The sequence below is a fragment of the Azospirillum sp. OGB3 genome, assembly GCF_014192915.1.
In the GTDB taxonomy this organism is placed as follows: Bacteria; Pseudomonadota; Alphaproteobacteria; order Azospirillales; family Azospirillaceae; genus Azospirillum.
In genome coordinates this window covers 303,842-329,751 of record NZ_JACHYN010000001.1, presented here as the reverse complement: position 1 = coordinate 329,751, position 25,910 = coordinate 303,842, and the positions used below count along the sequence as shown (strand labels likewise).

25 protein-coding genes and 1 tRNA gene are annotated in these 25,910 nt (G+C 69.6%); 15 read left to right on the top strand and 11 right to left on the bottom strand.

The genetic code is table 11. From position 1 onward, the window contains the following. Positions 1 to 28: 28 nt before the first annotated feature. The 6 genes from FHW79_RS01595 to FHW79_RS01570 all read right to left on the bottom strand — a co-directional run bounded on the left by FHW79_RS01595 (position 29) and on the right by FHW79_RS01570 (position 5,659). A tRNA-Thr gene (locus tag FHW79_RS01595) sits at positions 29 to 103 on the bottom strand. Positions 104 to 184: 81 nt separating this feature from the next. Next, the gene (recQ, locus tag FHW79_RS01590; RefSeq protein ID WP_183177361.1) at positions 185 to 2,113 is read right to left on the bottom strand and encodes a DNA helicase RecQ; all 1,929 of its coding nucleotides are present in this window, start codon (positions 2,111 to 2,113) and stop codon (positions 185 to 187) included. Positions 2,114 to 2,321: 208 nt separating this feature from the next. Beyond that, a complete protein-coding gene (locus tag FHW79_RS01585) occupies positions 2,322 to 2,765 on the bottom strand; it encodes a (deoxy)nucleoside triphosphate pyrophosphohydrolase (protein ID WP_051140063.1) in 444 nt (147 codons plus the stop codon). After that, positions 2,765 to 3,283, bottom strand: a complete 519-nt coding sequence (locus tag FHW79_RS01580; RefSeq protein ID WP_183177360.1) for a GNAT family N-acetyltransferase — start codon at positions 3,281 to 3,283, stop codon at positions 2,765 to 2,767. Before FHW79_RS01580 ends, FHW79_RS01585 begins: the two co-directional genes overlap by 1 nt. A 28-nt stretch (positions 3,284 to 3,311) precedes the next feature. Continuing rightward, positions 3,312 to 4,550: a bifunctional glutamate N-acetyltransferase/amino-acid acetyltransferase ArgJ gene (argJ, locus tag FHW79_RS01575; RefSeq protein ID WP_183177359.1), complete on the bottom strand. Its 1,239-nt coding sequence runs from the start codon at positions 4,548 to 4,550 to the stop codon at positions 3,312 to 3,314. A 161-nt stretch (positions 4,551 to 4,711) separates the two neighbouring features. After that, positions 4,712 to 5,659, bottom strand: a complete 948-nt coding sequence (locus tag FHW79_RS01570) for a peptidylprolyl isomerase (protein ID WP_183177358.1) — start codon at positions 5,657 to 5,659, stop codon at positions 4,712 to 4,714. Between the two features lie 418 nt (positions 5,660 to 6,077). Here FHW79_RS01570 and secA point away from each other — a divergent pair, with 418 nt between their 5' ends. The 3 genes from secA to FHW79_RS01555 all read left to right on the top strand — a co-directional run bounded on the left by secA (position 6,078) and on the right by FHW79_RS01555 (position 11,210). After that, positions 6,078 to 8,828: a preprotein translocase subunit SecA gene (secA, locus tag FHW79_RS01565; RefSeq protein WP_183177357.1), complete on the top strand. Its 2,751-nt coding sequence runs from the start codon at positions 6,078 to 6,080 to the stop codon at positions 8,826 to 8,828. 134 nt (positions 8,829 to 8,962) lie between these two features. After that, entirely contained in the window at positions 8,963 to 9,409 is a 447-nt protein-coding gene (mscL, locus tag FHW79_RS01560) for a large conductance mechanosensitive channel protein MscL (RefSeq protein WP_183177356.1), read from the top strand. Positions 9,410 to 9,662: 253 nt separating this feature from the next. Beyond that, entirely contained in the window at positions 9,663 to 11,210 is a 1,548-nt protein-coding gene (locus FHW79_RS01555) for a DEAD/DEAH box helicase (RefSeq protein ID WP_247884116.1), read from the top strand. Positions 11,211 to 11,478: 268 nt separating this feature from the next. On the opposite strand, the gene FHW79_RS01550 is transcribed toward FHW79_RS01555, so the two are convergent. Together FHW79_RS01550 and FHW79_RS01545 are read right to left on the bottom strand one after the other, a co-directional pair. Next, entirely contained in the window at positions 11,479 to 12,486 is a 1,008-nt protein-coding gene (locus FHW79_RS01550; protein ID WP_183177355.1) for a CobD/CbiB family cobalamin biosynthesis protein, read from the bottom strand. Positions 12,487 to 12,493: 7 nt separating this feature from the next. Further along, positions 12,494 to 13,057: an ankyrin repeat domain-containing protein gene (locus FHW79_RS01545; protein WP_183177354.1), complete on the bottom strand. Its 564-nt coding sequence runs from the start codon at positions 13,055 to 13,057 to the stop codon at positions 12,494 to 12,496. A gap of 96 nt (positions 13,058 to 13,153) precedes the next feature. Here FHW79_RS01545 and FHW79_RS01540 point away from each other — a divergent pair, with 96 nt between their 5' ends. The 3 genes from FHW79_RS01540 to FHW79_RS01530 all read left to right on the top strand — a co-directional run bounded on the left by FHW79_RS01540 (position 13,154) and on the right by FHW79_RS01530 (position 14,873). Continuing rightward, complete coding sequence (locus FHW79_RS01540; protein ID WP_183177741.1) at positions 13,154 to 13,312, top strand: hypothetical protein; 159 nt, start codon at positions 13,154 to 13,156, stop codon at positions 13,310 to 13,312. Positions 13,313 to 13,395: 83 nt separating this feature from the next. Next, a complete protein-coding gene (locus tag FHW79_RS01535) occupies positions 13,396 to 14,001 on the top strand; it encodes a hypothetical protein (protein ID WP_183177353.1) in 606 nt (201 codons plus the stop codon). Positions 14,002 to 14,105: 104 nt separating this feature from the next. Continuing rightward, positions 14,106 to 14,873 carry a sulfite exporter TauE/SafE family protein gene (locus tag FHW79_RS01530; protein ID WP_183177352.1) on the top strand — a complete coding sequence of 256 codons (768 nt, stop codon included), beginning with the start codon at positions 14,106 to 14,108 and terminating at the stop codon, positions 14,871 to 14,873. Positions 14,874 to 14,891: 18 nt separating this feature from the next. Here the strand turns inward: FHW79_RS01530 and FHW79_RS01525 are convergent, their stop codons facing one another. After that, the gene (locus tag FHW79_RS01525; protein ID WP_183177351.1) at positions 14,892 to 15,788 is read right to left on the bottom strand and encodes a methyltransferase domain-containing protein; all 897 of its coding nucleotides are present in this window, start codon (positions 15,786 to 15,788) and stop codon (positions 14,892 to 14,894) included. A 56-nt stretch (positions 15,789 to 15,844) separates the two neighbouring features. Here FHW79_RS01525 and FHW79_RS01520 point away from each other — a divergent pair, with 56 nt between their 5' ends. The 4 genes from FHW79_RS01520 (at position 15,845) to FHW79_RS01505 (ending at position 18,090) form a co-directional block, all read left to right on the top strand. Next, positions 15,845 to 16,147, top strand: a complete 303-nt coding sequence (locus tag FHW79_RS01520) for a flagellar biosynthetic protein FliQ (RefSeq protein ID WP_247884115.1) — start codon at positions 15,845 to 15,847, stop codon at positions 16,145 to 16,147. A gap of 13 nt (positions 16,148 to 16,160) precedes the next feature. Then, positions 16,161 to 16,904: a ComF family protein gene (locus tag FHW79_RS01515; RefSeq protein ID WP_183177350.1), complete on the top strand. Its 744-nt coding sequence runs from the start codon at positions 16,161 to 16,163 to the stop codon at positions 16,902 to 16,904. A gap of 89 nt (positions 16,905 to 16,993) precedes the next feature. Next, positions 16,994 to 17,257 (top strand): glutaredoxin 3, encoded by a 264-nt coding sequence (gene grxC / locus FHW79_RS01510; RefSeq protein WP_014239199.1) that lies wholly within the window; start codon positions 16,994 to 16,996, stop codon positions 17,255 to 17,257. After that, on the top strand, positions 17,254 to 18,090 hold the full coding sequence (locus tag FHW79_RS01505; protein WP_183177349.1) for a carbon-nitrogen hydrolase family protein: 837 nt from the start codon (positions 17,254 to 17,256) through the stop codon (positions 18,088 to 18,090). The genes grxC and FHW79_RS01505 overlap by 4 nt, the downstream gene beginning before the upstream one ends. Positions 18,091 to 18,095: 5 nt before the next feature. Here the strand turns inward: FHW79_RS01505 and FHW79_RS01500 are convergent, their stop codons facing one another. Then, entirely contained in the window at positions 18,096 to 18,707 is a 612-nt protein-coding gene (locus FHW79_RS01500; RefSeq protein ID WP_183177348.1) for a methyltransferase domain-containing protein, read from the bottom strand. 131 nt (positions 18,708 to 18,838) lie between these two features. Between FHW79_RS01500 and FHW79_RS01495 the strand changes: the two genes are divergently transcribed. The 5 genes from FHW79_RS01495 (at position 18,839) to FHW79_RS01475 (ending at position 24,166) form a co-directional block, all read left to right on the top strand. Further along, entirely contained in the window at positions 18,839 to 19,363 is a 525-nt protein-coding gene (locus FHW79_RS01495; RefSeq protein WP_183177347.1) for a DUF1178 family protein, read from the top strand. A gap of 218 nt (positions 19,364 to 19,581) precedes the next feature. After that, a complete protein-coding gene (locus FHW79_RS01490) occupies positions 19,582 to 19,884 on the top strand; it encodes a DUF485 domain-containing protein (RefSeq protein WP_109070658.1) in 303 nt (100 codons plus the stop codon). Continuing rightward, a complete protein-coding gene (locus FHW79_RS01485; RefSeq protein WP_183177346.1) occupies positions 19,884 to 21,602 on the top strand; it encodes a cation acetate symporter in 1,719 nt (572 codons plus the stop codon). Before FHW79_RS01490 ends, FHW79_RS01485 begins: the two co-directional genes overlap by 1 nt. 118 nt (positions 21,603 to 21,720) lie before the next feature. Beyond that, positions 21,721 to 23,538 (top strand): putative nucleotidyltransferase substrate binding domain-containing protein, encoded by a 1,818-nt coding sequence (locus FHW79_RS01480; RefSeq protein WP_247884114.1) that lies wholly within the window; start codon positions 21,721 to 21,723, stop codon positions 23,536 to 23,538. 28 nt (positions 23,539 to 23,566) lie between these two features. Beyond that, positions 23,567 to 24,166, top strand: a complete 600-nt coding sequence (locus FHW79_RS01475; protein WP_247884113.1) for a DNA polymerase III — start codon at positions 23,567 to 23,569, stop codon at positions 24,164 to 24,166. Between the two features lie 7 nt (positions 24,167 to 24,173). On the opposite strand, the gene FHW79_RS01470 is transcribed toward FHW79_RS01475, so the two are convergent. Further along, positions 24,174 to 25,862 (bottom strand): histidine kinase dimerization/phosphoacceptor domain -containing protein, encoded by a 1,689-nt coding sequence (locus FHW79_RS01470; protein ID WP_183177345.1) that lies wholly within the window; start codon positions 25,860 to 25,862, stop codon positions 24,174 to 24,176. Between the last annotated feature and the right edge of the window lie 48 nt (positions 25,863 to 25,910).

The following is a 25,910-nucleotide window of genomic DNA, read 5'->3' as shown; positions in this document are numbered from 1 at the left end:
GAAGGCGTTACCTTCCAGGGCCTTAGAGTGGTGCCGCAGCAGGGATTTGAACCCCGGACCTACTGATTACGAATCAGTTGCTCTACCCCTGAGCTACTGCGGCGCCGACGTCGGTGCGTCGTGGGCGCGGAAATTAACCGGGGGGGCGGACCGGCGCAAGCGCTTTTTTGGGAGATGGATAAAATTATCCTTTCTGGCGGATGACGTCCAAAAAGGGGTCGGCATAACGCTCCAGCTTGCGCGCGCCGACACCGGGCAGTCGGGCGAAGGCGGCGCGGTCCATCGGGCGCGTCGCGACCATTTCCAGCAGCGTGCTGTCGTGGAAGATCACGTAGGGCGGCACCCCCTGCGCGCGGGCCAGTTCCGTGCGGCAGTCCTTCAGCGCGTGCCACAGCGCGTCGTCGGCCGGCGACAGGGCGCCGCGTGCGCCGGCGCGCGACACGCCCTCGCCGGACAGGGTGCCGGAGGGGGCGGAGCCGCCGCGGGAGACGTGGCGGCGCAACGCGTCGTGGACCCCGCGGCGCTTTTCGACGACCGGGTCCTTGCGCAGCTTCACCGTCTGCTGGCCCTTGATGACCGGGATGCCGGCGTCGGTCAGGCGGAAGCCGCCATAGCCTTCCAGATCGACCGTCAGATAGCCGGCGGCGACGAGCTGGCGGTAGACCGACTGCCATTCCGCCTTCGACAGCTCCTTGCCGCAGCCGAAGGTCTTCAGCGCGTCGTGGGCCTGCTGCGCCACCTTCTCCGTCGCGTTGCCCAGAAGCACGTCGATCAGGTGCCCGGCGCCGTAGCGCTGGCCGGTGCGGTAGACCGCCGACAGGGCCTTCTGCGCGGCGACCGTGCCGTCCCAGGTCTCCACGGGCTCAAGGCAGGTGTCGCAGTTGCCGCAGGGCGCCTCCAGCGTCTCGCCGAAATAATTCAGCAGCACCTTGCGCCGGCAGGCGGAGGTCTCGCAGAAGCCGAGCAGAGCCTCCAGCTTGGAGCGCTCGACGCGGCGGTGGGAATCGCCGGCCTCCGACTGCTCCAGCATCTGGCGCAGACCCACCACGTCGGCCATGCCGTAGCTCATCCAGGCGTCGGCGGGCAGGCCGTCGCGCCCGGCGCGGCCGGTTTCCTGGTAGTAGGCTTCCAGGCTCTTGGGCGGGTCGAGGTGGCAGACGAAGCGCACGTTCGGCTTGTCGATGCCCATGCCGAAGGCGACCGTCGCCACCATGACGATGCCCTCGCCCTTGATGAACAGGTCCTGGTTCGCCTCGCGCACCTCCGGCGGCAGGCCGGCGTGGTAGGGCAGCGCCTCCCGTCCCTGCTGGTTCAGCCAGTTGGCGGTGTCCTCCACCTTTGCCCGCGACATGCAATAGATGATGCCGGCGTCTTCGGGGTGGTTCTCCCGCAGGAAAGCCAGCATCTGCTGACGCTCGCTCTTCTTCGGTACGACGCGGTAGGTGATGTTGGGCCGGTCGAAGCTGGACAGGAAGACGCGGGCCTCGGTCAGCCCCAGCTTCTCCTTGATCTCCGCACGGGTCTGTGCGTCCGCCGTGGCGGTCAGCGCGACGCGCGGCACGGTCGGGTGCCGCTCGTGCAGGATGGAGAGCTGGAGATACTCGGGCCGGAAATCATGGCCCCACTGGCTGACGCAATGCGCCTCGTCCAGCGCGAAGAGGGCGAGCTTGGTGCGGTCCAGCAGGTCGAGGAAGCGCGGGGTGACCAGACGTTCCGGCGCCACATAGACGAGGTCGATCTCGCCGCGGACCATGGCCCGCTCCACCTCGCGCGCCTCGCCAGCGTCGAGGGAGGAGTTGAGGAAGGCCGCCCGCACGCCCAACTCGCGCAGCGCCGTCACCTGGTCCCGCATCAGCGCGATCAGCGGCGAGACCACCACCGTCACGCCGTCGCGCACCAGCGCCGGCACCTGATAGCACAGCGACTTGCCACCGCCCGTGGGCATGAGGACGAGCGCGTCGCCGCCACGGATGACGTGGGCGATGATGTCGGCCTGCTGCCCGCGGAAGGCGGAGTAGCCGAAGACCGACCGCAGCACCTCCAGGGCGGGGTTGCCGTCAGGGTCCTGGGCCGGCTCCGCCGAAGGGGCCTTGAGATTGAAAAGCGAGTCCACGCCGATGCGGTTCAGATGCGGGTCCGTCTCTGGACGATTTGGAATCTGGTGTTCGGGTCAGAATCTGGTGGTCGGGATGCGATCCCGAACGCGACGGCTATGATGTGGCACAGATCACCCGATTCGTGAAGCCGCAATCCGGAAGAGGTGTGGGGACAAGGGTGGCGCATCGCGCGATGAGGGAAAGACTGTGGCGTTCCTCGGCCGGCTACAACAGGTCGCGCAGCATCGCCACCAGCGGCACGTCGGCGGGGGGCATGGGGTAGTCGCCCATGCGGTTCGGGTAGACCCAGGCGAGCTTTTGCCCTTCGCGCGCCATCACGTCACCCTCCCAGACGCGGCAGACGAACAGCGGCATCAGCAGGTGGAACTTTTCGTAGCTGTGCGAGGCGAAGGTGAAGGGAGCGAGGCAGCTCGCCGCCGTGTCGATGCCCAGCTCTTCCTTCAACTCGCGGACCAGCGCGGCCTCCGGCGTCTCGCCGGCATCCACCTTGCCGCCGGGGAACTCCCACAGCCCGGCCAGCGACTTGCCGGGCGGGCGCTGGGCCAGCAGGACGCGGCCGTCGGCGTCCACCAGGGCCACCGCGACGACGAGCAGCGTCGGCAGGGAACCGGGGGCCGGGGTGGAGGAGGGATCGAAGCAGGCCGGCATCACGCGGTCTCCGGGGTGAGGAACCGCCAGCGTCCGGCGGTCAGTTCGTAATGGTCGGCGGCGCCCTGCGGCAGGAAGCCGACCGTCTCCAGCAGGCGGCGGGACCGGTGATTGTCCGGCGCGATCCGCGCCCACAGGCGGGTCAGGCCGAGCGCGAAGGCGGCGGGGATGACGGCCCGCAGCATCTCGGTGGCATAGCCAATCCCCTGGTGCGGCCGGCCCAGCCAATAGCCGACCTCACCGTCCGCCAGGATCACGCCGATGCCGCCCACCGGCTGCCCATCGTCTTTGCGGACCGCCAGCAGGTCGAGCGACGCGCGCTCCGCCCGGTTGCGGGCGGCCAGGGCCACCCAGGCGCGTCCGTCCTCCAGGCGGTAGGGGTGGGGCACGCGGGCGAGCCAGCGCGCCACCTCCCACTCCCCGATCAGCGGCGCGAAACGCTCCACATCCTCCAGGCGGAAGGGGCGAAGCGTCAGCCGCGCCGTGTCGAGGCGGTCGGGCAGGGGCGCCCCGGTCATGACACCAAGTCCGGTCTCAGCTCCGGCCTCAGCTGCGGTAGGAGCCGTTGATGTCGATGTAGCCGTGGGTCAGGTCGCAGGTCCAGACGCGGGACTTGCCGCCACCGATGCCCAGGTCGATGTGCACGTCGATCTCCTGGCCCTTCATGTGGGCGGCGACCGGCGCCTCGTCGTAGCCCGGAACCTCCATGCCCTCGGCGCAGATCAGCGTGCCGCCGATGGTGATCTTGATGAGGTCGCGGTCGGCCCGCTCGCCCGCCCGCCCGATGGCGGCGACGATGCGGCCCCAGTTGGCGTCCTCGCCGGCCAGCGCGGTCTTGACCAGCGGGGAGTTGGCGACGGTGAGCGCGATGCGCTTGGCGGCGGCGTCGCTCTCGGCGCCGACCAGCGTGATGGAGACGAACTTGGTCGCCCCCTCGCCGTCGCGCACGATCTGCAGCGCGAGGTCGAGCATCACCTCCTCCAGCGCCTTGCGGAACGCGGCCAGCTCCGGCGCCTGGGCGTCGGTCACCGGGGCGTTGCCGGCCTTGCCGGTGGCGAACAGCAGCAGCGTGTCGCTGGTCGAGGTGTCACCGTCCACCGTGATGGCGTTGAAGCTGCGCTCGGTGAACTCCGACAGCATGGACTGCAGCGCCGGGGCGGCGATGGCCGCGTCGGTGAAGATGAAGCCCAGCATCGTCGCCATGTCCGGGGCGATCATCCCGGAGCCCTTGGCGAAGCCGCTGATCGTCACCGTCGTCCCGCCGATGGCGACCTGACGGGTCGAGCCCTTGGCGAAGGTGTCGGTGGTCATGATGGCCCGCGCCCCGGCCTCCAGCGCCGCCGAGTCGTCCTTCAGGGCCGGGACCATGCCCGGCAGGACCTTGGCGATGGCGTCGGCGGCCAGCGGGATGCCGATCACGCCGGTGGAGGCGACATAGACCTCGTCGGTGTCGCAGCCGGCGATCTTGGCGGCGGCCTCGACGGTCGCCTGGACGGTGGCGTCGCCCGCCTTGCCGGTGAAGGCGTTGGCGTTGCCGGCGTTGACCACGACCGCACGGGCCGAGCCGCGCGGGAGGCTGTCGCGGCACCAGATCACCGGGGCGGAGCAGGTCAGCGACTTGGTCAGCACGCCGGCCACCGTCGTGCCCTCGTCAAGCACGGCCAGCATCAGGTCGTCGCGGCCCTTGTATCGGATGCCGCTGTTGGCGGTGGCGATGCGCACACCCGCGACGGGCGGGAGCGTCGGGAAGCCGGCGGGTGCCAAGGGGGAGACGGTCGTGGCCATGGGGACGGGCTCGTGGGGCTGGTGGAGCGGGGGTGAGGGGGTGTTGATGTGCGGGCGCTTGCCCCCTCCCTAACCCTCCCCCGCTGGGCGGGGGAGGGGATCAATCTCCCTCCCCTGCGTCAGCGGGGGAGGGCCGGGGTGGGGGCAACCGGTGCCGGACCTCAGTTCTTCTTCGGCTCTTCGGCCTTCGGGGCCGGGGCCGGCTCTTCCTTCGGCATCGGTGAGCCGTCGAGCTGGAAGGTCTCGACCTTGGCGACCTTGCGCAGATCATCCACGACGTTGGTCACGATGTCCTTGCTGAGCTGCTGCTCGAGCTGCGGCTTCACCTCGTCCAGGGACGGCTGCGGCTGGGTGCGCTTGTCCTCGACCTTGATGATGTGCCAGCCGAACTGCGTCTTCACCGGCTCCTTGCTCACCTCGCCCTTCTTCATGGCGAAGGCGGCGTCGGCGAAGGGCTCGACCATCGTGTCCTTGGTGAAGTAGCCGAGATCGCCGCCCTGCTCGGCGGCCACCGGGTCCTTCGACTTCTCCTTGGCGAGCTTGGCGAAGTCGCCGCCCTTCTTGAGCTGGGCGATGATCGCCTTGGCCTCGTCCTCCTTCTCGACGAGGATGTGGCTGGCCTTGACCTCTTCCTGGGCCGGGTTCTGCTTCAGGAAGGCCTGATAGGCCTCGTCCAGCTTGGCCGGGGTGATGCGCGACTGCACTTCCTTCTGGATGTAGGCGCGCTGCACCGCGCGCTCCTCGGCGCGCTTGATCTCGTCCTTGACCTCCGGCGTGCCGGCGAGGTTGGCCTTGTAGCCGGCCTCGGCCACCAGCTTGGAGTTCACGAGCTGCTCGATCACCGCCGGGTAGATCATCTCCAGCGGCATCTGCTGCACCTGCGGCGGGAGCTGGGCGACCATGCGCTGGACGTCGGAGCGGTGGACCGCCTCGCCGTTGACGCGCGCCACCACCGGATCGGCGTCCGCCGTGGTGGGGGCGGCCTGCGCGGCGGGAGCGGGCGTGGCTGCGGGAGCCGGAGTCGGCGCCGGGGTCTGGGCGTGTGCGGCCAGCGCGAGGCCGCAGGCGGCCATCGACAGCAGGGCGGCGCGGAACACTCGATTCACCATGGAGTCTTTTCCTTCCGGCGGATGTGTCTTGTCACGGTCAATGGCATGACAGAACGTCTTATGATTGGCGGCGGCCGTTGATTTGGTGGCGGCTGTGCGGACGATCCGGCCCCGCGCCCGAATCCGCGGGGGATTAAGCATGGGTTCGCGGCGCGGGGCAAGCGGTCGTGATGAGCGGCCATGCCGCCTTCCTTCGGCCCCTTGCTTCGACCGTGTTCAAGGCGATATGGCGGCGGAACGGTGGTGCTTCCAGGGCGCGCCACACGCCGATCCACGCTCCACGCAGCGCCGGCACCCCCGCGATGCGCGCCGGAAAGGGCCGGGCAAAGGGGCGGGTCTCGTTGACAGAAACTTGCTTCGGGCCTATGTGAGACCGGTCAAAAAGCCGGCTTCACGACGTTCCACCCCCGAGGTTTTCATGTTCGGTGCTCTCGCCCGCAAGATTTTCGGCACCGCCAACACGCGCACCGTCAAGGCGCTGCAAAAATCCGTCCAGCAGATCAACGCGCTGGAGCCCGAGTTGGCGGCGCTCTCCGACGACGCGCTGCGCGCCCGCACCGATTGGCTGCGCGGCCGGCTGTCGCAGGGCGAGACGCTCGACGCCATCCTGCCCGACGCCTTCGCCACCGTGCGCGAGGCCGGCAAGCGCGTGCTGGGGCAGCGGCACTACGACGTGCAGCTGATGGGCGGCATGGTGCTGCACCAGGGCAAGATCACCGAGATGCGCACCGGCGAAGGCAAGACGCTGGTCGCCACGCTGGCCGTCTATCTGAACGCGCTGGAGGGCAAGGGCGTCCACGTCGTCACCGTGAACGACTATCTGGCCTCGCGCGACAGCGCCTGGATGGGCCGCATCTACGGCTTCCTCGGCCTGACCACCGGCTGCATCGTGCACGGGCTGGACGACGAGGAGCGCCGCGCCGCCTACGCCGCCGACATCACCTACGGCACGAACAACGAATTCGGCTTCGACTATCTGCGCGACAACATGAAGTTCCGGCTGGAGGACATGGTCCAGCGGCCCTTCAACTTCGCCATCGTCGACGAGGTCGACTCGATCCTGATCGACGAGGCGCGCACCCCGCTCATCATCTCCGGCCCGTCCACCGATTCGTCGGAAATGTACGTGCAGGTGGACCGCCTGATCCCGCAGCTGACGCGGGACGACTATGAGTTGGACGAGAAGAACCGCACGGTCAGCCTGTCCGAGGCCGGGCAGGAGCATATGGAGCAGCTTCTGGCCGAGGCCGGGCTGCTGAAGTCGGGCGGCCTCTACGACATCCAGAACGTGGCGCTGGTCCACCACGCCCAGCAGGCGCTGCGCGCCTACACGCTGTTCCAGCGCGACAAGGACTACATCGTCAAGGACGACAAGGTCATCATCATCGACGAGTTCACCGGCCGCATGATGGAGGGCCGCCGCTATTCGGAAGGCCTGCACCAGGCGCTGGAGGCCAAGGAGAAGGTGACGATCCAGCGCGAGAACCAGACGCTGGCCTCCATCACCTTCCAGAACTACTTCCGCATCTACCCGAAGCTGGCCGGCATGACCGGCACGGCGATGACCGAGGCGGCGGAGTTCGCGGAGATCTACGGCCTGGAGGTCGTGGACATGCCGACCAACGTTCCGGTCCAGCGCAAGGACATGGACGACGAGGTCTACCGCAAGGCGTCGGAGAAGTACGACGCGATCATCGACCTGATCGAGGACGCCCGCAAGCGCCAGCAGCCGGTTCTGGTCGGCACCACCTCGATCGAGAAGTCGGAGCTGATCGCCGAGCTGCTGAAGAAGCGCGGCATCCCGCACAACGTGCTGAACGCCCGTCACCACGAGCAGGAAGCCTACATCGTCGCCCAGGCCGGCCGTCCGGGCGCCGTCACGGTCGCCACCAACATGGCCGGCCGCGGCACGGACATCCAGCTCGGCGGCAACGTCGAGATGCGCATCCAGATGGAGCTGGCCAACCTGCCGGACGGGCCGGAGCGCGACGCCAAGGTCAAGCAGATCGAGGCCGAGGTCGCCGAGGCGCGCGAGCTGGTCAAGCAGGCCGGCGGCCTCTACGTCGTCGGCACGGAGCGGCACGAGAGCCGCCGCATCGACAACCAGCTGCGCGGCCGTTCGGGCCGCCAGGGCGATCCGGGCGCCTCGAAGTTCTTCCTGTCGCTGGACGACGACCTGATGCGCATCTTCGGGTCGGAGCGCATGGACGGCATGCTCCAGCGCCTGGGCCTGAAGGAGGGGGAGGCGATCATCCACCCCTGGATCAACAAGGCGCTGGAGAAGGCCCAGACCAAGGTCGAGGCCCACCATTTCGAGGTCCGCAAGAACCTGCTCAAGTTCGACAACGTCATGAACGACCAGCGCAAGGTCGTCTATGAGCAGCGTCGCGAGATCATGGACACCGAGGACATCGCCGAGACCGTTCTGGAGATGCGCCATCAGGTTGTCTCCAACATGGTCAACAAGGCGATCCCGCCGAACTCCTACTCCGAGGCCTGGGACATCGCCGGCCTGCACGAGGAGGTGAACCGCCTCCTGGGCATGGACCTGCCGGTCGCCGACTGGGCCAAGGAGGAGGGCATCGCCGAGCCGGAGATCGAGGAGCGCGTCCGCGAGGCCGCCGACCGCAAATACGCGGAAAAGGTGGAGACCTACGGCGCCGACACGATGCGCCATGTGGAGAAGAGCCTGCTGCTGCAGATCCTCGACCAGGAATGGAAGGACCACCTGCTCCAGCTCGACCATCTCCGCCAGGGCATCAGCCTCCGCGCCTACGCCCAGAAGGACCCGCTGAACGAGTACAAGCGGGAAGCCTTCGAGCTGTTCGAGACCATGCTGTCGACCCTGCGCGAGCAGGTGACCGCCGTGCTGATGCATGTCGAGATCCGCATCGCCCCGCAGCCGGAGGAGTTGTACGCCCGTCCGCCGCAGGAAATGCACGAGGGCCGCGACGACCCGGCGCTGGCGATGGCCGAGGCCGGAGCCGGGGCCGCCCAGGGCTATCCGCCGGCCGACGCGCCGCTGCCGGCCGGCATGGTCCGCCGCGAGGCCGCCGCCTCGGTGGTGCCGGGCGCCGACCCGAACGCCTGGGCGAACACCCCGCGCAACTCCCCCTGCCCCTGCGGCTCGGGCCAGAAGTACAAGCACTGCCACGGCAAGGTCGGCTAAGCGCCGCCGCAAAGAACGCCGTCAGGGATGTTCCGGAGGGGGCTGGGCCGCAGGGTCCGGCCCCTTTCCTTTTGTGGCCCCGGAAACTTCGGCTGGGCTGTGGCGTTCTTCCGACAACAAGCGGGAGCGCAGCCATGTTGCAGGAATTCAAGACCTTCATCAGCCGCGGCAACGTCGTGGAGCTGGCCGTCGGCATCATCATCGGCGCGGCCTTCACCGGCATCGTCAACTCGCTGGTCAAGGACATGCTGATGCCGCCCATCGGCTGGGTCATGGGCGGGATCGACTTCTCCAACTACTTCCTGAACCTGTCCGGCGGCCAGTACGAGAGCCTCGCCGCGGCGGAGGCGGCGGGGGCGGCGACCATCAACTACGGCCGCTTCATCAACGCCCTGATCAACTTCTTCATCGTGGCGGGCGCGCTGTTCCTCATCGTGCGGCAGGTCAACCGCCTGCATTTCCTCCAGGATTCCAAGCCGAAGGCGCCGCCCCGCCAGGAGGTTCTGCTGGAGGAGATCCGGGATGCGCTGCGCGCACGGCAGGCACCCGCCGCCGGGGACACGACGCGACCGGGGGCGTGAAAGAATCTTCTTGGATTGTGCAGCGCAACCCATTATGTAAGGCGTCTTGATCGCTGGAGGCTCGCGCGTCTCTTGAGCGAGACGCGCTTTGATATTGCGGGACGGCCTTCCTTGGGACCCGGTCGCCCGTTGCTTCGGACAGACGCCTCTCCCTCTTCCGACCTCCTCCCGGCGAAAACGCCGGCGTTCCACCGCTCACCATCCTGGTGCGGCGGCCGTGCGCCGTCATGGTCCTGAGGAAAGGTTACCCTACTTGTCGTCCATCGAAATGACCGCCGCCGACGCCCTCGTTGCTGAGACCGCCGTCGCCGAGACTTCTGTCGTCGAGACTGCCGTCACCGAGGTTGCCGTCGCCGACGAAACCGTGACCGACACCGTTACCCCCAACGCTTTCGCCGGGCTGGGCGTCCACCCGCTCGTCGTGAAGGCGCTGGAAGCCTTCGAGTACAACACCCCGACCCCCGTCCAGGCCGAGGCGATCCCGCCGGCCCTGGAAGGCCGCGACATCCTGGCGACCGCCGAGACGGGCACCGGCAAGACCGCCGCCTTCATGCTGCCGGCTCTGACCCGCACCGTCGAGCTGCCGCGCCTCGGCGTGGCCGCCCCGCGCGTGCTGGTTCTGGCCCCGACGCGTGAGCTGGCCAAGCAGGTCACCGACGCGGCGCGCAAGTACGCCAAGTTCATGAAGTACAACATCGTGGACGTGGTCGGCGGCATGCCCTACCGCGACCAGTTGCGCCTGCTGTCGCGCGCCGTGGACGTGATGGTGGCCACGCCGGGCCGCCTGCTCGACCATGTGTCGCGCAACCGCATCGACCTCAGCGCCGTCGAGGTGCTGATCCTGGACGAGGCGGACCGCATGCTGGACATGGGCTTCCTGGACGATGTGGAAACCATCGCCAAGTGCTGCCCGGAGACCCGCCAGACGCTGCTGTTCACCGCCACGCTGGACCGCCGCATGGCCCAGCTCGCCGGCAACCTGCTGCGCAACCCGGTGCGCGTCGCCGTGGAAAGCGCCACCACCTCGGTGAACGTCGAGCAGCGCCTGCACCATGCCGACGACATGGACCACAAGCGCCGCCTGCTGAAGCACTTCGCGGACCTGCCCGAGGTCGGCAAGGCGATCATCTTCGCCGCCACCAAGCGTGACGCCGACGCGCTGGCCGAGGAGCTGAGCGACGCCGGCCACGCCGCCGCCGCCCTGCACGGCGACATGGACCAGTTCAAGCGCAACCGCACGCTCCAGCGCCTGCGCACCGGCCAGGTCCGCCTGCTGGTGGCGACCGACGTGGCGGCGCGCGGCATCGACGTGCGCGACATCACCCATGTCATCAACTTCGACCTGCCGCGCTCGGCGGAGGACTATGTCCACCGCATCGGCCGCACGGGCCGTGCGGGCGCCTCGGGCGTGGCGATCTCCTTCGCCGCCCGCGCCGACCGCGACGCCCTGTTCCGCATCGAACGCTACACCGGCACCCGCCTCGACATCCACGTCGTTCCGGGCCTGGAGCCGCAGCGTCCGTTCCAGACCGGCGGCGGCGGTCGTCCGACGGGCCGTCCGGGCGGTCGTCCGGGCGGCGGCAACGGCGGCGGCTACAACAAGAAGCCGTGGGTGCGCAACGCCAACGGCGGTGCCGAGGGCGGCAAGCCGAACGGCGCCCCGGGTGGCCGTCCGCAGGGCCGTCCGATGAACCGCAACGAGCATGGTGGTCGCAGCGACCATGCCCGCAACGAGCACGGCGGCCACGCCCGCCGCGACTCCCAGGGCGGCAAGCCGGCGCACCGGGCGTCCAAGTGGTAACAGCGGTTCGCCGCTGAGATGAAAAAGGCGCGGTCCTTCGGGATCGCGCCTTTTTTCTTGGTCGGGTCGAAGTGTGGCGGGCAAGGTTTTTCACGGATTTCACGGATCGACGCACGGATTTCACAAACTTCTTTTAATGATCAATATTGTAAGCCTGTCTCTCTTGTGCGAGGCACCAGGGATGGCGGTGCGCGGATAAATAAAAACCCGTGTAATCCGTGAAATCGTCCGTGCAATCCGTGTGAAGTCTTGTCCCCCGCACCGCGCTTTACAGCCCCGCGATCCCCCACAGCAGCAGCGCCACCAGCAGCGTCAGGATCAGACCGGCCACGGCGTAGACCGCCAGCGCCCGCCCGATGTCGGCGGCGGTGGCCCGCGCGCGGCCCTCGCCGATCCAGGGTTCGGTGATGATCACGCCGCCGTCGCGGTGCGGCCCGCCGAGCGCCAGACCCAGCGCGCCGGCCATGGCGGCGGTCGGCCAGCCCATGTTGAAGGAGGCCGCCTTGCCGCCGTCCCGCATCATCGTGCGGAAGGCGCCGCCGGCCCGCGCTCCGGCAAAGGGCGCGGCCAGCGCCAGGAGAAGCGCGGCCAGCCGCGCCGGGATGGCGTTCAGCGCGTCGTCCAGCCGCGCCGCCGTCTGGCCGAAACGCTCGTGCCGCACGCCCGCGTGGCCCAGCGCGCTGTCGGCGCCGTCCACCGCCGCCCAGACCAGCAGGCCGGGCACGCCCAGCAGGGCGTAGCCGAAGACCGGCGCCACCAGCTTGCGGGCGAAGCCCTTGGCGGCGGCCTCGATGGCGGCGCGGGCGATGCCGTGCTCGTCCAGGCTGAAGGCGTGGCGGCGGGTGAGGGGGGCGACGGCCTCCCGCGCCGGGGCGACGCCGCCCTTGTCCAGGGCGCGGCGCACCGCCCGCACCCGCGTCCAGGCGCTCCGTCCGCGTAGCGCGGCGAGGATCACCGCCAGTTCCAGCAGCCAGCCGCGGCTCTGCGCGCCGATCCGCTCGACGATCAGGCCGACGGCGACGGCGACCAGGACGAGCGCCAGCACGACCAGCGCGCCGCGCAGCAGGCGGGCGGTCTTGCCGCGCTCCACCCGGTTCAGCCGCCGGTCGGCCCAGGCGCAGACGCGCTGCGCCAGCGCCGCCGGATCGGGCAGGACCCGCCCGATCCAGTCGCCGGCGGCGGCGTCGATGGCCAGGGCCAGCAGCAGCAGGAACAGCGGCCCCGGACCGTTCAGGGGGGCGGCGCCGAGGATGGCGGTGAGCGGGGCGTCGCCCATGGCGGCCTCAGCGCGCTCCGGCTTGGCGCAGCAGGTTCGCCACGCGGGCGTTGCGGCTGTCCTGCGCCCAGCTCAGCGTTGTGCGGCCCGTGAAGTCGGAGCGGTCGGCCTGCGCCCCTGCCTTCAGCAGCCGCTCCACCAGATCGACGCGGCCGAAGCGCGCCGCGGTCATCAGCGGGGTGACGCCCTGGCGGTTGTCCTGGTCGACCTTGGCGCCCTTGGTCAGCAGAAGGTCCACCGCCTCCGGCGCGTCGGCCTCCACCGCGTAGTGCAGCGGGGTGTTGCCGGCCTTGTCGGCGCGGTTGGGGTTGGCCCCGCCGTCCAGCAGAAGCCGCACCAGTTCCGGATGGCCGTTGCCGATCGCCAGCAGCAGGACGGGTCGCCCGCTGGCGTCGACCTGATTCGGGTTCTCCCCCTTCAGCAGGAGCAGCCGCAGCGCGCTGGCGTCGTTGGACGTCACCGCCTTGACCATGGAGGGGCCTTCCAGGAGATTGATCTGGGCCAGGGCCGGCGCGGCGACGGGGGCGGTCAGGCCGAGGGCCAGCAGGCCGAGCATCAGCAACCGTTTCATGGCGCGTCCTTTTGTGCGATCCGTGTGAATGTGATCCGTCTTTCGGCCGGGGATACTATCCAGTTTGGCCCGGTTTGGCGACGGAGACCCGCTGCAATGGAGCCGCCCTTGATCCGCAACCCGCTCGCCCGCCACATCGCCCTGTTCCTGGCGGTGAAGGCCGCGCTGATCGCGCTCGGCCTGTGGTGGTTCCTCGGCACCATGCCGGAGCCGCGGGGCGTGGTGACCCCGCCCGCCGCTGCGGGAAAGCCCTGACGCCGCTTGGCCCGCGGGCGGGAACCTCCGCTCCGCGCCCATGGTTGAACAGCGACCGGGAAGCGCAACAGGGGACGACCGCCATGACCTTCGAGAACGATGTGAACGCGAACCGCTCCGCCGGCCATCTGCGCGGCGCCGTGCGCGAGGCCGTGGGCATCTTCGCCAGCCGCGACGCCCTGCAGAAGGTCGTCGACGAGCTGACCCTGGCCGGCTTCCAGCGTCATGAACTGAGCGTCCTCGCCAACGACCAGACCATCCGCGACCATCTCGGCCATGTGCCGCAGCGGGCGGAGGACCTCGCCCACGACCCCGACGCGCCGCGCCAGTCCTACGTCTCGCCGGAGGATGTCGGCAGCGTGAAGGGCGTGGCGGTGGGGTTCCCGGCCTATGTCGGGGCGATCCTGGCGACCGGGGCCGTCCTGGCGACCGGCGGCACGGCCCTGGCGGCGGCGGCGGCGGCGGCGGCGGCGGGCGTGGGCGGCGGCGCCATGGGCTCGGTCATGTCGAACTGGCTGACCGACAAGCGCAACGAGCCGATGCTCCAGCACCTCGACAAGGGCGGCATCCTGCTGTGGGTCAATCTGGCCGACGCCGGGCGCGAGCGGCAGGCGCTGGAGATCATGAACCGCCACGCCGCCCAGCCGGTGGACGTGCATGAGGTGGCGCAGTCCGGTTCCGAGACCTGATCCTGAAGGCCGGGCCGGCGCGGGCTGGCGCCCGTTGACTCAGGTCATGGCCTTCGCGGCGGGCTTCCCCTATACACGGGCGGTCTTCCAACCGGAGGTCCGCCGTGGACGCCCATTCGGCCCTGTCGCTTCTCGACGCCGGCCTCAACCAGTGCGCCGTCGTCATCGACCGTGACGGCGGGCTGCTGGTCGCGCTGCTGACCGCCGGGCTGGTCGGGGGATCGACCCACTGCGCGGGCATGTGCGGCCCCTTCGTCCTGGCCCAGGTCACCGCCCGGCTTGAGCAGGTCCCGGCCTCGCGGATGAGCGAGTTCCACCGGCTGGCCGGGGCGGCGGTGCTGCCCTACCATCTGGGGCGCGGCACCACCTACACCCTGATCGGCGCGGCGGCGGCGGCGGTCGCCGGCCATGTCGGGGCGCTGCCGGGGCTGAAATGGCTGTCGGTGGCGCTGCTGGCCTTCGCGGCGCTGTTCTTCCTCGGCTATGCGGTGAAGGGGCTGACCGCCTGGATGCCGAAGCTCGACGGCGCGGTGCAGCGCTGGTGGGGCGACCGGGTGTCCCGGCTGGCCCGCCCCCTGTTCGGCAACCCCACGGGCTGGCGCGGCTACGGGCTGGGGCTGGCGCTCGGCTTCATCCCCTGCGGCCTTCTCTACGGCGCCGTGGCGGTGGCCGCGGCCAGCGGCAGCGCGCTGACCGGAGCGCTGGGCATGGCGGCCTTCGCGCTCGGCACGCTGCCGAGCCTGCTGGCGGTCGGCCTCGCCGGCCATCTCGCGGGGCGCACGTGGCGCTCCGCGGTGGCGCGGGCGGCGCCGGTCGTCATGGTGGTGAACGCCGGGGTGCTGGGCTGGATGGCGATCCGGATGATCGGGTGACCGCCGCCCCGCTCCGGATTAACGGAGCTTCTCCGCCGACCCCTTCAGCGCCTCGCCCAAGTGGACCTCGCCGCAACCGGGCTTGAGCGGCTGCTGCTGGCTCTCGTGCGGCGACCAGCCGGCCAGATAGAGGATCTGGAAGGTCGCCTCGATGCGCCCGTCCGGCTCGGCGTAGCGCTCGGCGTAGCGGCGGGCGGCGTCGAACAGCAGGGCGCGGGTGGCCGGCACCTTGCGGCGGGCCAGGACGGCGTTGGTCTCGCCCATGCCGCGCAGGTCGCGCATCAGTCGGAAGGCGTCGCTGTAGGTGACGGTGATGACGTCGCTGTCCACCACCGGCAGGGCGAAGCCGGCGCGCTGCATCAGGCCGCCGACGTCGCGGATCTCGGCGAAGGGCGACACGCGGGGCGACACGCCGCCGGCCACCTCCATCTCCGCCTCGTACAGGCAGCGCCGCAGTTCCAGCAGCGTTTCCCCGCCCAGCATGGCCGCGCAGAAGAAGCCGTCGGGCTTCAGCGCCTGCCGCACCTGGACCAGCGCGCCGGGCAGGTCGTTGACCCAGTGGAGGCTGAGGTTGCTGACCACGAGGTCGAAGGTCTCCGGCACGAAGGGCAGGAACTCCTCGTCGGCGGCGACGGCCCGCGGCCCGGCCCGCTGGGCGAAGCCGGGAGAGAGGTCGCAGGCGACCAGCGTCTCGACGCCTTTGCGCCCGCGCAGCGTCCGCCCCATCACCCCGTCGTGGGCGCCGAGGTCGAGCACGGTGGGAAAGGGCCGGGCCACATCCTCCAGCCGGTCGACGAGGCGTTCGGCCACCTCCTCGAACAGGAAGGCGTGCTCGGCAAAGGCGGGGACGGCGCGGTCGCGGCGGCGGCGGACGAGCGCACGGTCGAAGACGGTCATGCTGTCGGGCGTGGTCATGCCCGCAATATAGCCCAGCCCCGGCGGGCTACAACCATCGGCGAAAGGGCGGCGCCATGCTATGGTCGGCCGCGAACCTGCGGGAGCTTGCCATGGGCATCGAGGAAGCCATCGGCGCCACCTATGAGGCGCTGATCGTCATCATCAAGATCACCACCCCGGTCCTCGTCGTCACCACGGTGCTCGGCATGGTGCTGACCATCTTCCAACAGGCGACCAACATCAACGAATCGACGTTGCAGCAGGATCTGAAGATCTTCGCGACGCTGGCGATCCTGTTCATCACCGGGCCGGCGATCTACATCGCGCTGCGCGACTACACCTTCGTGATCTTCGACCGCATCGCCGGCCTGAACTGAGGGGGACGCCGCCATGGCCCTCCTGCAGGGGCTGAAGACAGGGGTTCTGGCGGGAATTCTCGACACGCTGCTGCCGCCGCGCTGCCTGTGCTGCGGCGGGGCGGTGGACCGGCAGGGCGGCCTCTGCGCGCCGTGCTGGAGCGGCCTGACCTTCATCGCGCCGCCCGCTTGCGCGTGTTGCGGCACGCCCTTCGACTTCGCGCTGGAGGGGGAGCCGCTGTGCGGCGCCTGCATCGCCGAGCCGCCGGTCTTCGCCCGCGCCCGCGCCGTCCTGGCCTACGACGACGGCAGCCGTCCGCTGGTCCTCGGCTTCAAGCACGGCGACCGCATCCACGCCGTCGGGGCCTACGGCGCGTGGATGGCCCGTGCCGGGGCGGAGCTGCTGGCCGACGCCGACCTTCTGGCTCCGGTGCCGCTGCACCGCCTGCGTCTGTTCCGGCGCCGCTACAACCAGGCGGCCCTGCTCGCCCAGGCGGCAGGCCGGCAGGCCGGGCGCCCGGTGATTCCCGACCTGCTGGTCCGCCGCCGGTCCACCCCGTCGCAGGGCGGGCTCGACCGCTCGGGGCGGCGGCGGAACGTCAAGGGCGCCTTCGCGGTCCGGCCGGGGCTGGAGCCGCGGGTGGCCGGGAAGCGCATCGTCCTGGTCGACGACGTGCTGACCACCGGGGCGACCCTGTCGGAATGCGCGCGGGTTCTGCGGTGCGCCGGGGCGGAGCGGGTGGACGCGCTGACCCTGGCGCGCGTCGTCAAGACGTGAGCCGTGGGTGTGAGCCATGAAAACGTAACGGGTGGCGTGGTGCGGCGGTTGATCTTATAACCGTTCAAAACAGCCAAGGAGCCCTCCGCATGGCCGACGTCGTCATCTACACCACGCCCTTCTGCCCCTATTGCTCGCGCGCGAAGCGTCTGCTCGACAGCAAGGGGGTGGCGTACGAGGAGATCGACCTCTACATGCAGCCGGGCCGCCGCGAGGAGATGGTGCAGCGGGCCGAGGGGCGCATGACCGTGCCGCAGGTCTTCATCGACGGCAAGCCCTACGGCGGCTCCGACGACATCCACGCGCTGGACCGCGCCGGCAAGCTCGACCCGATCCTGGGAATCGGGGGATGAGCGGCGTCCTGAAGGCCGCCTGCGTCCAGGTCAACGCGGGCACGGAAATCCTTCCGAACCTTCAGGCGGCGGGCGATCTGGTCCGCCGGGCGCGCGACGCCGGGGCGGATTTCATCGCCCTGCCCGAGAATGTCAGCATGATCGTCCAGGGCCGCGCAAAGGTGCTGGAGCGGGTGAAGACGGCCGACGAGCATCCGGCGATCCCCTTCTTCGCCGATCTGGCGCGGGAGACCGGGTCCTGGCTGCTCGCCGGGACGCTGGGCGTCCTGCTCGACGACGGGCGGGTGGCCAACCGCAGCTACCTGTTCGACGCCGGGGGGCGGGCCGTCGCCCATTACGACAAGCTCCACATGTTCGACGTCGACCTGAAGGGCGGGGAGAGCTACCGCGAATCCGCGACCTTCCGGCCCGGCGACCGCGCGGTCCTGGCCGCCACGCCCTGGGGCGGGGTGGGGATGACCGTCTGCTACGACCTGCGCTTCGCCTATCTCTACCGGGCGCTCGCCCAAGCGGGGGCGTCGATCCTGACGGTGCCGGCGGCCTTCACGGTCCCGACCGGGCGGGCGCACTGGCACACGCTGCTGCGCGCCCGCGCCATCGAGACGGGCTGCTTCGTCCTGGCCCCGGCCCAGACCGGCAGCCACGACCAGGGACGGCTGACCTACGGCCATTCCCTGATCGTCGCCCCCTGGGGCGAGGTGCTGGCCGACGCCGGGGAGGCGGTTGGCTTCGTCCTGGCCGAGCTGGACATGGCCCGCGTCGAGGAGGCGCGCCGTATGGTGCCGGCCCTCAGCCACGACCGGGCCTTCACGCTGGATCGTGTCGGATTCTGATTCTTTCAGGACGTTGGCAAGGGGCGCGGCTCCGGGTCGCCGTCCAGACCGTTTCCGGCCTCCAGATCCTTGACCGCGCACAGCCGCTGCATCACGGCGGCCTTGGGCGAGGCGACCTCGCCATGCTCGTAGGCGACGACCTGGAGACGCCCGCGCGCCACCTCCAGAAGCTCGCCGCTGCGCAGCAGGAAGGCGGGGGAGGCGGGGCGGCCGAAGCGGGCGTTGCCCAGGGCGAAGGTCTCATAAAGGAGAATGCCGCCCGGTTCCAGCGCGTCGAGGATGGCCGGGAACAGCGGGCGGTGCAGGTAGTTGGTCACCACGATCGCGGCGAAGCGGCGGTCGCGCAGCAGCGGCACCGGCGCCCCGCTCTCCAGGTCGGCTTCCACCAGCTCCACCCCCGCCGTCCCGATCAGGTCGGCCACCCCACGCAGGTCGCGGTCCAGCCCGACCACCGGGTGGTTGCGCGCCTGGAACAGCCGCAGGTGCCGCCCCGACCCGCAGGCGAGGTCGAGGACCGTGCCGCCCGTGGGCACCAGCGGCGCGAAACGCGCGACCCAGGGGGAGGGCGGGCTGATCGCGGCGTGCGGCGATCCGGAGGTGGACGGCGGTGTGGACAAGGGACGGACGCTCCCGCTCTTTCATGACGCGTGTTTGACCGCGACGCCGGCGTCGTGCTGAACTGGCAACCGGTCACCGACCGTATATCATGACCATCCGGTCTTCTCACCTTGGAGCATCCGACGGGGACATGATCCTCTTCGTTCTGAAATGCACGGCCGACCACCGGTTCGAAGCCTGGTTCCGCAACGGCGACGCCTATGAGACGCAGGCCGCCGCCAAGGCCATCGCCTGCCCGGTCTGCGGCGACACGCACATCACCAAGGCCCCCATGGCCCCGCGCATCGCCAAAGGCGGTCGTGGCAAGGACGACGCGGCCCGGGAGGGCGGTGCGCCGGAGGCCGCGCCCACGGCGGCGGGCGGCGCGGCGGCTCCCGCCGCTCCCCCGGCGCCGGCGACCCCGTCCGTGCCGGCGGAACTGCGCGAGCGCTTCGCGGCGGAAGTCATGCGCCAATTGAGGGAAGTTCGCCACACGGTTGAAACGAATTGCGATTACGTCGGAGACCGCTTCGCCGAGGAGGCCCGGCGCATCCATTATGGCGAAACCGATCCGCGCGGAATCTATGGCGAGGCCACCGACAAGGAAGCGGAAGAGTTGAAGGAGGAAGGTGTGACTTTTGGTCGCATACCTTGGCTTCCGCGCACCAATTCTTAAGCCTGCGCTTCACAATATTTCGTGCACCCGTTGCCCTTTCGCTGCCATGGGTTTGTGAACGAACCTCCGGAACAACGGCCGCGGGCTGCGTCAAGCCGCTTTTTAGCGGTTGGCCTGCATCAAAGTTGTTGACGGGATAGTTCGTTACAAAGACCATATGCCCCGAGTGTCTAATATGACCTTGCAAAAATTGCTCGGCACTCGCGAGGGGACGCACTATGAAAGAAAACGCTCAGAGGATTCTCGCGAATCCCAAGTTTCAGGAGCTGGTGCAGAAGCGTAGCGCATTCGCGTGGACGCTTTCGATCGCCATGCTCGTCATCTACTTCGGCTTCATCCTGCTGGTCGCCTTCGGCAAGGGGTTCCTGGGTACCCCGATCGGCAATGGCGTGACCACCTGGGGTATCCCCGTCGGCCTCTTCACCATCATCTCGGCGTTCATCCTGACCGGCATCTATGTGCACCGGGCGAACGGCGAGTTCGATGAGCTGAACCGGCAGATCATGGAGGAGTCGAAGTGATGCGTTCGCTGGTCAATCGTGTGGGCGCCGCGGCCGTCGCGGCTGGCGCGCTCATCCCCGCGTCGGTGCACGCGGCGGCGGTCGAAGGCGCGGTTCAGAAGCAGGCGACGAATTTCTCGGCGATCGTCATGTTCCTGATCTTCGTGCTGGCCACGCTCGGCATCACCTACTGGGCGGCGCGCCGCACGAAGTCGGCGAAGGACTTCTACGCCGCCGGCGGCGGCATCACCGGCTTCCAGAACGGCCTCGCCATCGCCGGCGACTACATGTCGGCGGCCTCCTTCCTCGGCATCGCCGGCCTCGTCTACACCTCCGGCTTCGACGGCCTGATCTTCTCGGTGGGCTGGCTGGTCGGCTGGCCGATCATCCTGTTCCTGGTCGCCGAGCGGCTGCGCAACCTCGGCAAGTACACCTTCGCCGACGTGGCCTCCTACCGCTTCCAGCAGACCCCGATGCGCACGATGGCCGCCTGCGGCTCGCTCGCCACGGTGACCTTCTACCTGATCGCCCAGATGGTCGGCGCCGGCAAGCTGATCCAGCTGCTGTTCGGCCTCGACTACATGTGGGCGGTGGTGATCGTCGGCGTCCTCATGATCGCCTACGTGACGTTCGGCGGCATGCTTGCCACCACCTGGGTGCAGATCATCAAGGCCGTGCTGCTGCTGTCGGGCGCCTCCTTCATGGCCTTCGCTGTGCTCGCCAAGTTCGGCTTCAGCCCGGAGGCGATGTTCGCCACGGCCACGCAGGTCCACCCCAAGGCGACCGCCATCATGGCGCCGGGCGCCCTCATCACCGACCCGATCTCGGCGATCTCGCTGGGCATGGCGCTGATGTTCGGCACCGCCGGCCTGCCGCACATCCTGATGCGCTTCTTCACGGTGTCGGACGCCCGCGAGGCCCGCAAGTCGGTGTTCTACGCGACCGGCTTCATCGGCTACTTCTACATCCTGACCTTCATCATCGGCTTCGGCGCCATCGTGCTGCTGCTGACCCCGGACGCCACCGGCGCCTATCCGTTCCTCGACGCGGCCAAGCTGGCGGCGGCGGGCGGCAAGCCCAACCCGGCGATGATCATCGGCGGCTCCAATATGGCGGCCATCCACACCGCGCACGCGGTGGGCGGCGACCTGTTCTTCGGCTTCATCTCGGCGGTGGCCTTCGCCACCATCCTGGCGGTGGTCGCGGGCCTGACGCTGGCCGGCGCCTCGGCCGTGTCGCACGACCTGTACGCCTCGGTGATCGCCCGTGGCCGCGCGTCGGAGCATGACGAGATCCGCGTGTCGAAGATCACCACGGTGGTCATCGGCATCATCTCGATCTTCCTCGGCATCGCCTTCGAGAACCAGAACGTGGCCTTCATGGTCGGCCTCGCCTTCGTGATCGCGGCCTCGGCGAATTTCCCGGTTCTGCTGATGTCGATGTTCTGGGGCCGGATGACCACCCGCGGCGCCGTGCTGGGCGGTTGGATCGGCCTGGTGTCCTCGGTGACGCTGCTGATCCTGGGCCCGACCGTGTGGAAGTCGGTGCTGGGCAACCCGGCCGCCATCTTCCCGTACGACAACCCGGGCGCCTTCACCATCCCGCTGTCGTTCCTGGCAATCTGGTTCTTCTCGATCACCGACAACAGCAAGGCCGCGCAGGACGAGCGCGAGGCTTACAAGGCCCAGTACATCCGGTCGCAGACCGGCCTGGGCGCCGAAGGGGCTTCCGCTCACTAAAGCGAATGGTCGCACCCGCCTTCCGCAGATGAAGGGGCTGGTGTAATCTTCAAGGCGCCTCAAGACCGCGGTCTTGGGGCGCCTTTTTTATTCACCCCACCGGTTCGTGGAGCGGGTTTTGTCCGACGCCTTCGATTTCGCCGTTCCGCCCTTCGACCGCCTGACCCCGGAGCAGCGGCAGCGGCTCGCCGCGTCGCTCGACCTCGGCGTCTATGCACGGGATGGGGTGATCCTGAGTCGGGACGAGCCGGCGGATTGCCTGTTCGTGGTGCGGCGGGGGCTGGTCCACGAACGCCGGGGCGGCGAGGTGGTGGCGGTGCACGGCGTCCATGACAGCTTCGACCTCCCGGCGCTGTTCTCCGACGGGCAGGCGCGCAGCTTCGTCGCGGCGGAGGACACGCTGTGCGATCTGGTGCCGCGTCCGGTCCTTCTCGACCTGGCGCATGAGAACGCCGCCTTCGGCGCGGTGATCCAGCAGGGCTTCGCCGACCGGCTGAGCGCGCTGGCCAACGAGCGCTCCAACCGCGAAACCGCGGCCCTGACCATGGCGCGCATCCGGCAGGCCTACCTGCACCCGCCGGTCTTCGTCGAGGCCGGGGCGTCCCTGCGCGACGCGGCGGCGGCGATGAAGCGGGAGCAGGCGAGCAGCGTGCTGGTGCGGGATGGCGAACCCGGGAACGTTGGTCGTGTCGGCATCCTGACCGGCACCGACCTGCGCGACCTCGTGGTGCTGGAAGGGCGCCCGGTGGACAGCCCGGTCGGGCCGCTCGCCCGCTACGAGCTGCTGGCGCTGGACCGCGACGACCTGCTGTTCAACGCGCTGATCCTGATGACCAAGCATTCGGTCCGCCGACTGGTCATCACCGAGCAGGGCGCGGTCGTCGGCCTGCTGGAGCAGACCGACCTGCTGGCCGTCCTCTCCAACCATTCCCAGGTCGTCGCGCTCAAGGTCGACCGCGCCGCCACGCCGGAGGATCTCGGCCGGGCCAGCCAGGACATCGTCGGGCTGATCCGCACGCTGCACGGCACGGGCGTCAAGGTGTCCTTCATCGCCGACCTCGTGACCGAACTGAACCGCAAGATCTTCCGCCGCCTGTTCGAGCTGCTGGCGCCGCCGGACCTGCTGGCCAATTCCTGCCTGATCGTGATGGGCAGCGAGGGGCGCGGCGAGCAGCTTCTGAAGACCGACCAGGACAACGGGCTGATCCTGCGCGACGGCTACGACTGCCCGACGCTGCCGCAGGTGACCGACGCCTTCACCCGCCATCTCGTCGAATTCGGCTACCCGCCCTGTCCGGGGCGCATCATGGTGTCCAACCCGGACTGGACGCGCCCGCTGGCGCTGTACAAGGATTCCCTCTTCCACTGGATCCACCGCCCCGACGAGGCGGCGCAGATGAACCTCGCCATCTTCTACGACGCGGCGGCGGTGGCCGGGGACGCCGCCCTGCTCGCCGAGGCGAAGGGCTATCTGCTCGGCCGGCTTCAGGACAACCAGATGTTCTTCACCGCCTTCGCCCGCCCGGCGCTCGCCTTCGACACGCCGTCCGGCCTGTTCGGCGGCCTGTTCGAGCGGCGGCGCAGCGAGGCGGTGGACATCAAGAAGGCCGGCATCTTCCCCATCGTGCACGGCGTCCGCGCGCTGGCGCTGGAAAAGCACATGGCGGAGACCAACACGACCGAGCGCATCTGGGCGCTCGCCGACCAGGGCGTGCTCGACCGCGGCATGGCGGGCGAGCTGGCCGACGCCTTCACCTTCCTGTCCACGCTGCGGCTGAAGGCCGGGCTGGACGGCAGCGTGTCCGGCACCCAGACCGACAACCTCGTCCGAACGGAATCCCTGGGCAAGCTGGACCGCGACCAGTTCAAGGATTGTCTGGCGCTGGTGAAGAAGTTCAAGGAATTGCTCGCCTACCACTTCCACCTGAACCATTGACCCGCCGGGTGCGGGGAGAGGAGGCGGCATGCCGACCGAGACCATTGCCAGCGTGGTGGCCAACGGGGCGGTGGCCGCCGCCCCCGTCGCAACCCCCGCTGCCGAAACCGCCGGCCTCCATGCCGAGCATCCCGACCGCGCCCTGCTGCTGTCGGGGGAGGAGAGCGGGGAGCGGGTGGCGATCCATTGCGAGGCCACCTCCTTCGACGCGGCAACGGCCGATCTGCGCAGCGTCGCGGCGCTGCGCATCCGCGGCGGCCGCATCCTGACCAGCCAGCGCCTTGTTCTCTCCTTCTGGCCCACCGAGCCGGCGGAGCCCGCGCTGTCCCGCCTGCTGGCCTTCATCGGCAACCGGCCGCTGGTCGGTTACTATCTGGATTTCACCGTGGGGCTTCTCGACCGGCTGGTGCAGCCGATGGTGGGCGTGGCCCTGCCGAACCCGCGCATCGAGGTGTCCAGCCTCTATTACGGCCGCAAGGCCAAGGCGCCCGGCAAATACGCGGTCGATCTGCGGCTGGACAGCATCCTGCGCGACCTCGACCTGCCGCCACGCTCCGGGGAAGATGCGTACGCCAGCGCGCTCGCCGCCGCCATGGTCTATCTGCGCCTGGAGCCGCCGCGGCCCTGATCCTGTCTCAGGCCGCTTTCGTCTGGGTCTTGGCAAGGGTCGGCACCGACACGATGAAGCGGGTGCCCGGCCCGCCGTCCGGATGGCGGTCGATGGTCACCTCCGCCCCGGCTTGCTGGGCCAGCGCCCGGACGAGAACCAGACCCAGACCGCTCTGGCGCTTCTCGGTCGAGCGGTTCGGGGAGGCGGACGGATCGGGCGGCAGGCCGGTTCCATCGTCGCGCACCACCATCGTCATGCCCTCCGCCCCTTCCGGCAGCAGCGCAACCGTGATCGTGCCGGGATGGCCGAGGGGGAAGGCGTGAAGCAGCGCGTTGGAGACCAGCTCGCTGGCGATCAGGGCGAGCGGCGTGGCCTGATCGACATCCAGGCTCCAGGGCTGGGGGGCGTTCACCGTCAGCCGCGCCCCGGTCGGGTTGGTCGAGCGGACCAGCCCGTCGCAGAGCTGGCGTAGATAGTCGGCGAAGTCGATGCGCGCCGGCTGGTCGGAGCGGTAGAGCAGCTCCTGCATCAGGCTCATGCACTGGATGCGGCGCAGGCTCTCGTCGAAGGCGCGGCGGGCCGGCTCGTCGATGCGGGCGGCCTGGAGGCGCAGCAGGCTGCAGATGACCTGGAGGTTGTTCTTCACCCGGTGCTGGACCTCCTTCAGCAGGACCTCCTTGTCGGTCACCGCGGTTTCGAGCTGGGCGTTGGTCCGCTCCAGCTCCGCCGTGCGCTGATGGACCCGCTCCTCCAGCGTGTCGTAGGCGTGTTGGAGCGCGTTTTCCGCCTGCCGCTCCCGCCGGGCGCGCTGGAGGGCCATCCCGCCGATCACCGACACCGCGGCCAGCGCCGCCAGCGCGTAGGAGATGTAGGTCCAGAGCTGCCCGTGCCACCGCTCCATGACGCTGCTCACCGGGATGGCGACCTCGGCGGTCACGGGCACGCTGTCGACCCGGCGCAGCGCGGAGATTTCCGGCTCTCCGGCGGCCTCCGCCGCGGCGCTGTCGGTGGCGTCCGGCCCCTGGGTCTCGTGCAGCAGCACCGTGCCGTCGGCGCGGCGGAGCGTGATCGAGCGGGCGTAGTCGAAATCGAAGCTCTTGTAGATGTCGCGGACGTAGCGCGGCGAGACGGCGACCAGGGCCACGCCCCGGAACTGTCCCGGTGCGGCCGCCAGCGGGCGCGAGAGAAGGATCAGCGGCTCCTGGCTGTAGCGGCTGTTGTCCAGCGCGGTGATGAAGAGATTCCCCCCGGCCTCGCTGCCGCCCGTCCGCTGGGCCATGAAGTAATCGCGGTCGGCGACGGTCATCGCCGGGGTGGGAAAGCGGCGGGTGGTCAGGACGGGGTTCCCTTCGGCGTCGAACAGCCAGATCGACACCAGATAGGGCGTGCCCCGCACCAGCGCCGCGTAGCGCTCCCAGCCCCCCCGGTCGTTGGGCAGCGGGGCGTCGGCCGGCCCGGCGAGCTGGACCGCCTGCTTCAGGATCAGGTCGCTGGTCTCCACCAGCCGGGCCGCGTGCTCCGCGACCAGCAGGCTGGCGTTGCCGGCGGTGTCCTGGGCATGCTGCAGGGCCGCCGCCCGGTCGCGCAGCGCGAAGCTGGCCGACAGGCCGAACGTCAGCAGCAGCGCCACCGCGCAGACCATCAGCACCAGCGCCGACCCCGGCATCCGGTAGAGCAGAGGGGAACCTTTGGATCGCAGGGCGCGCAGGGGCATGGGGATGGTGCTTCGGGGCATGGAAGGTGGTGGCTTTCGTGGCGGACC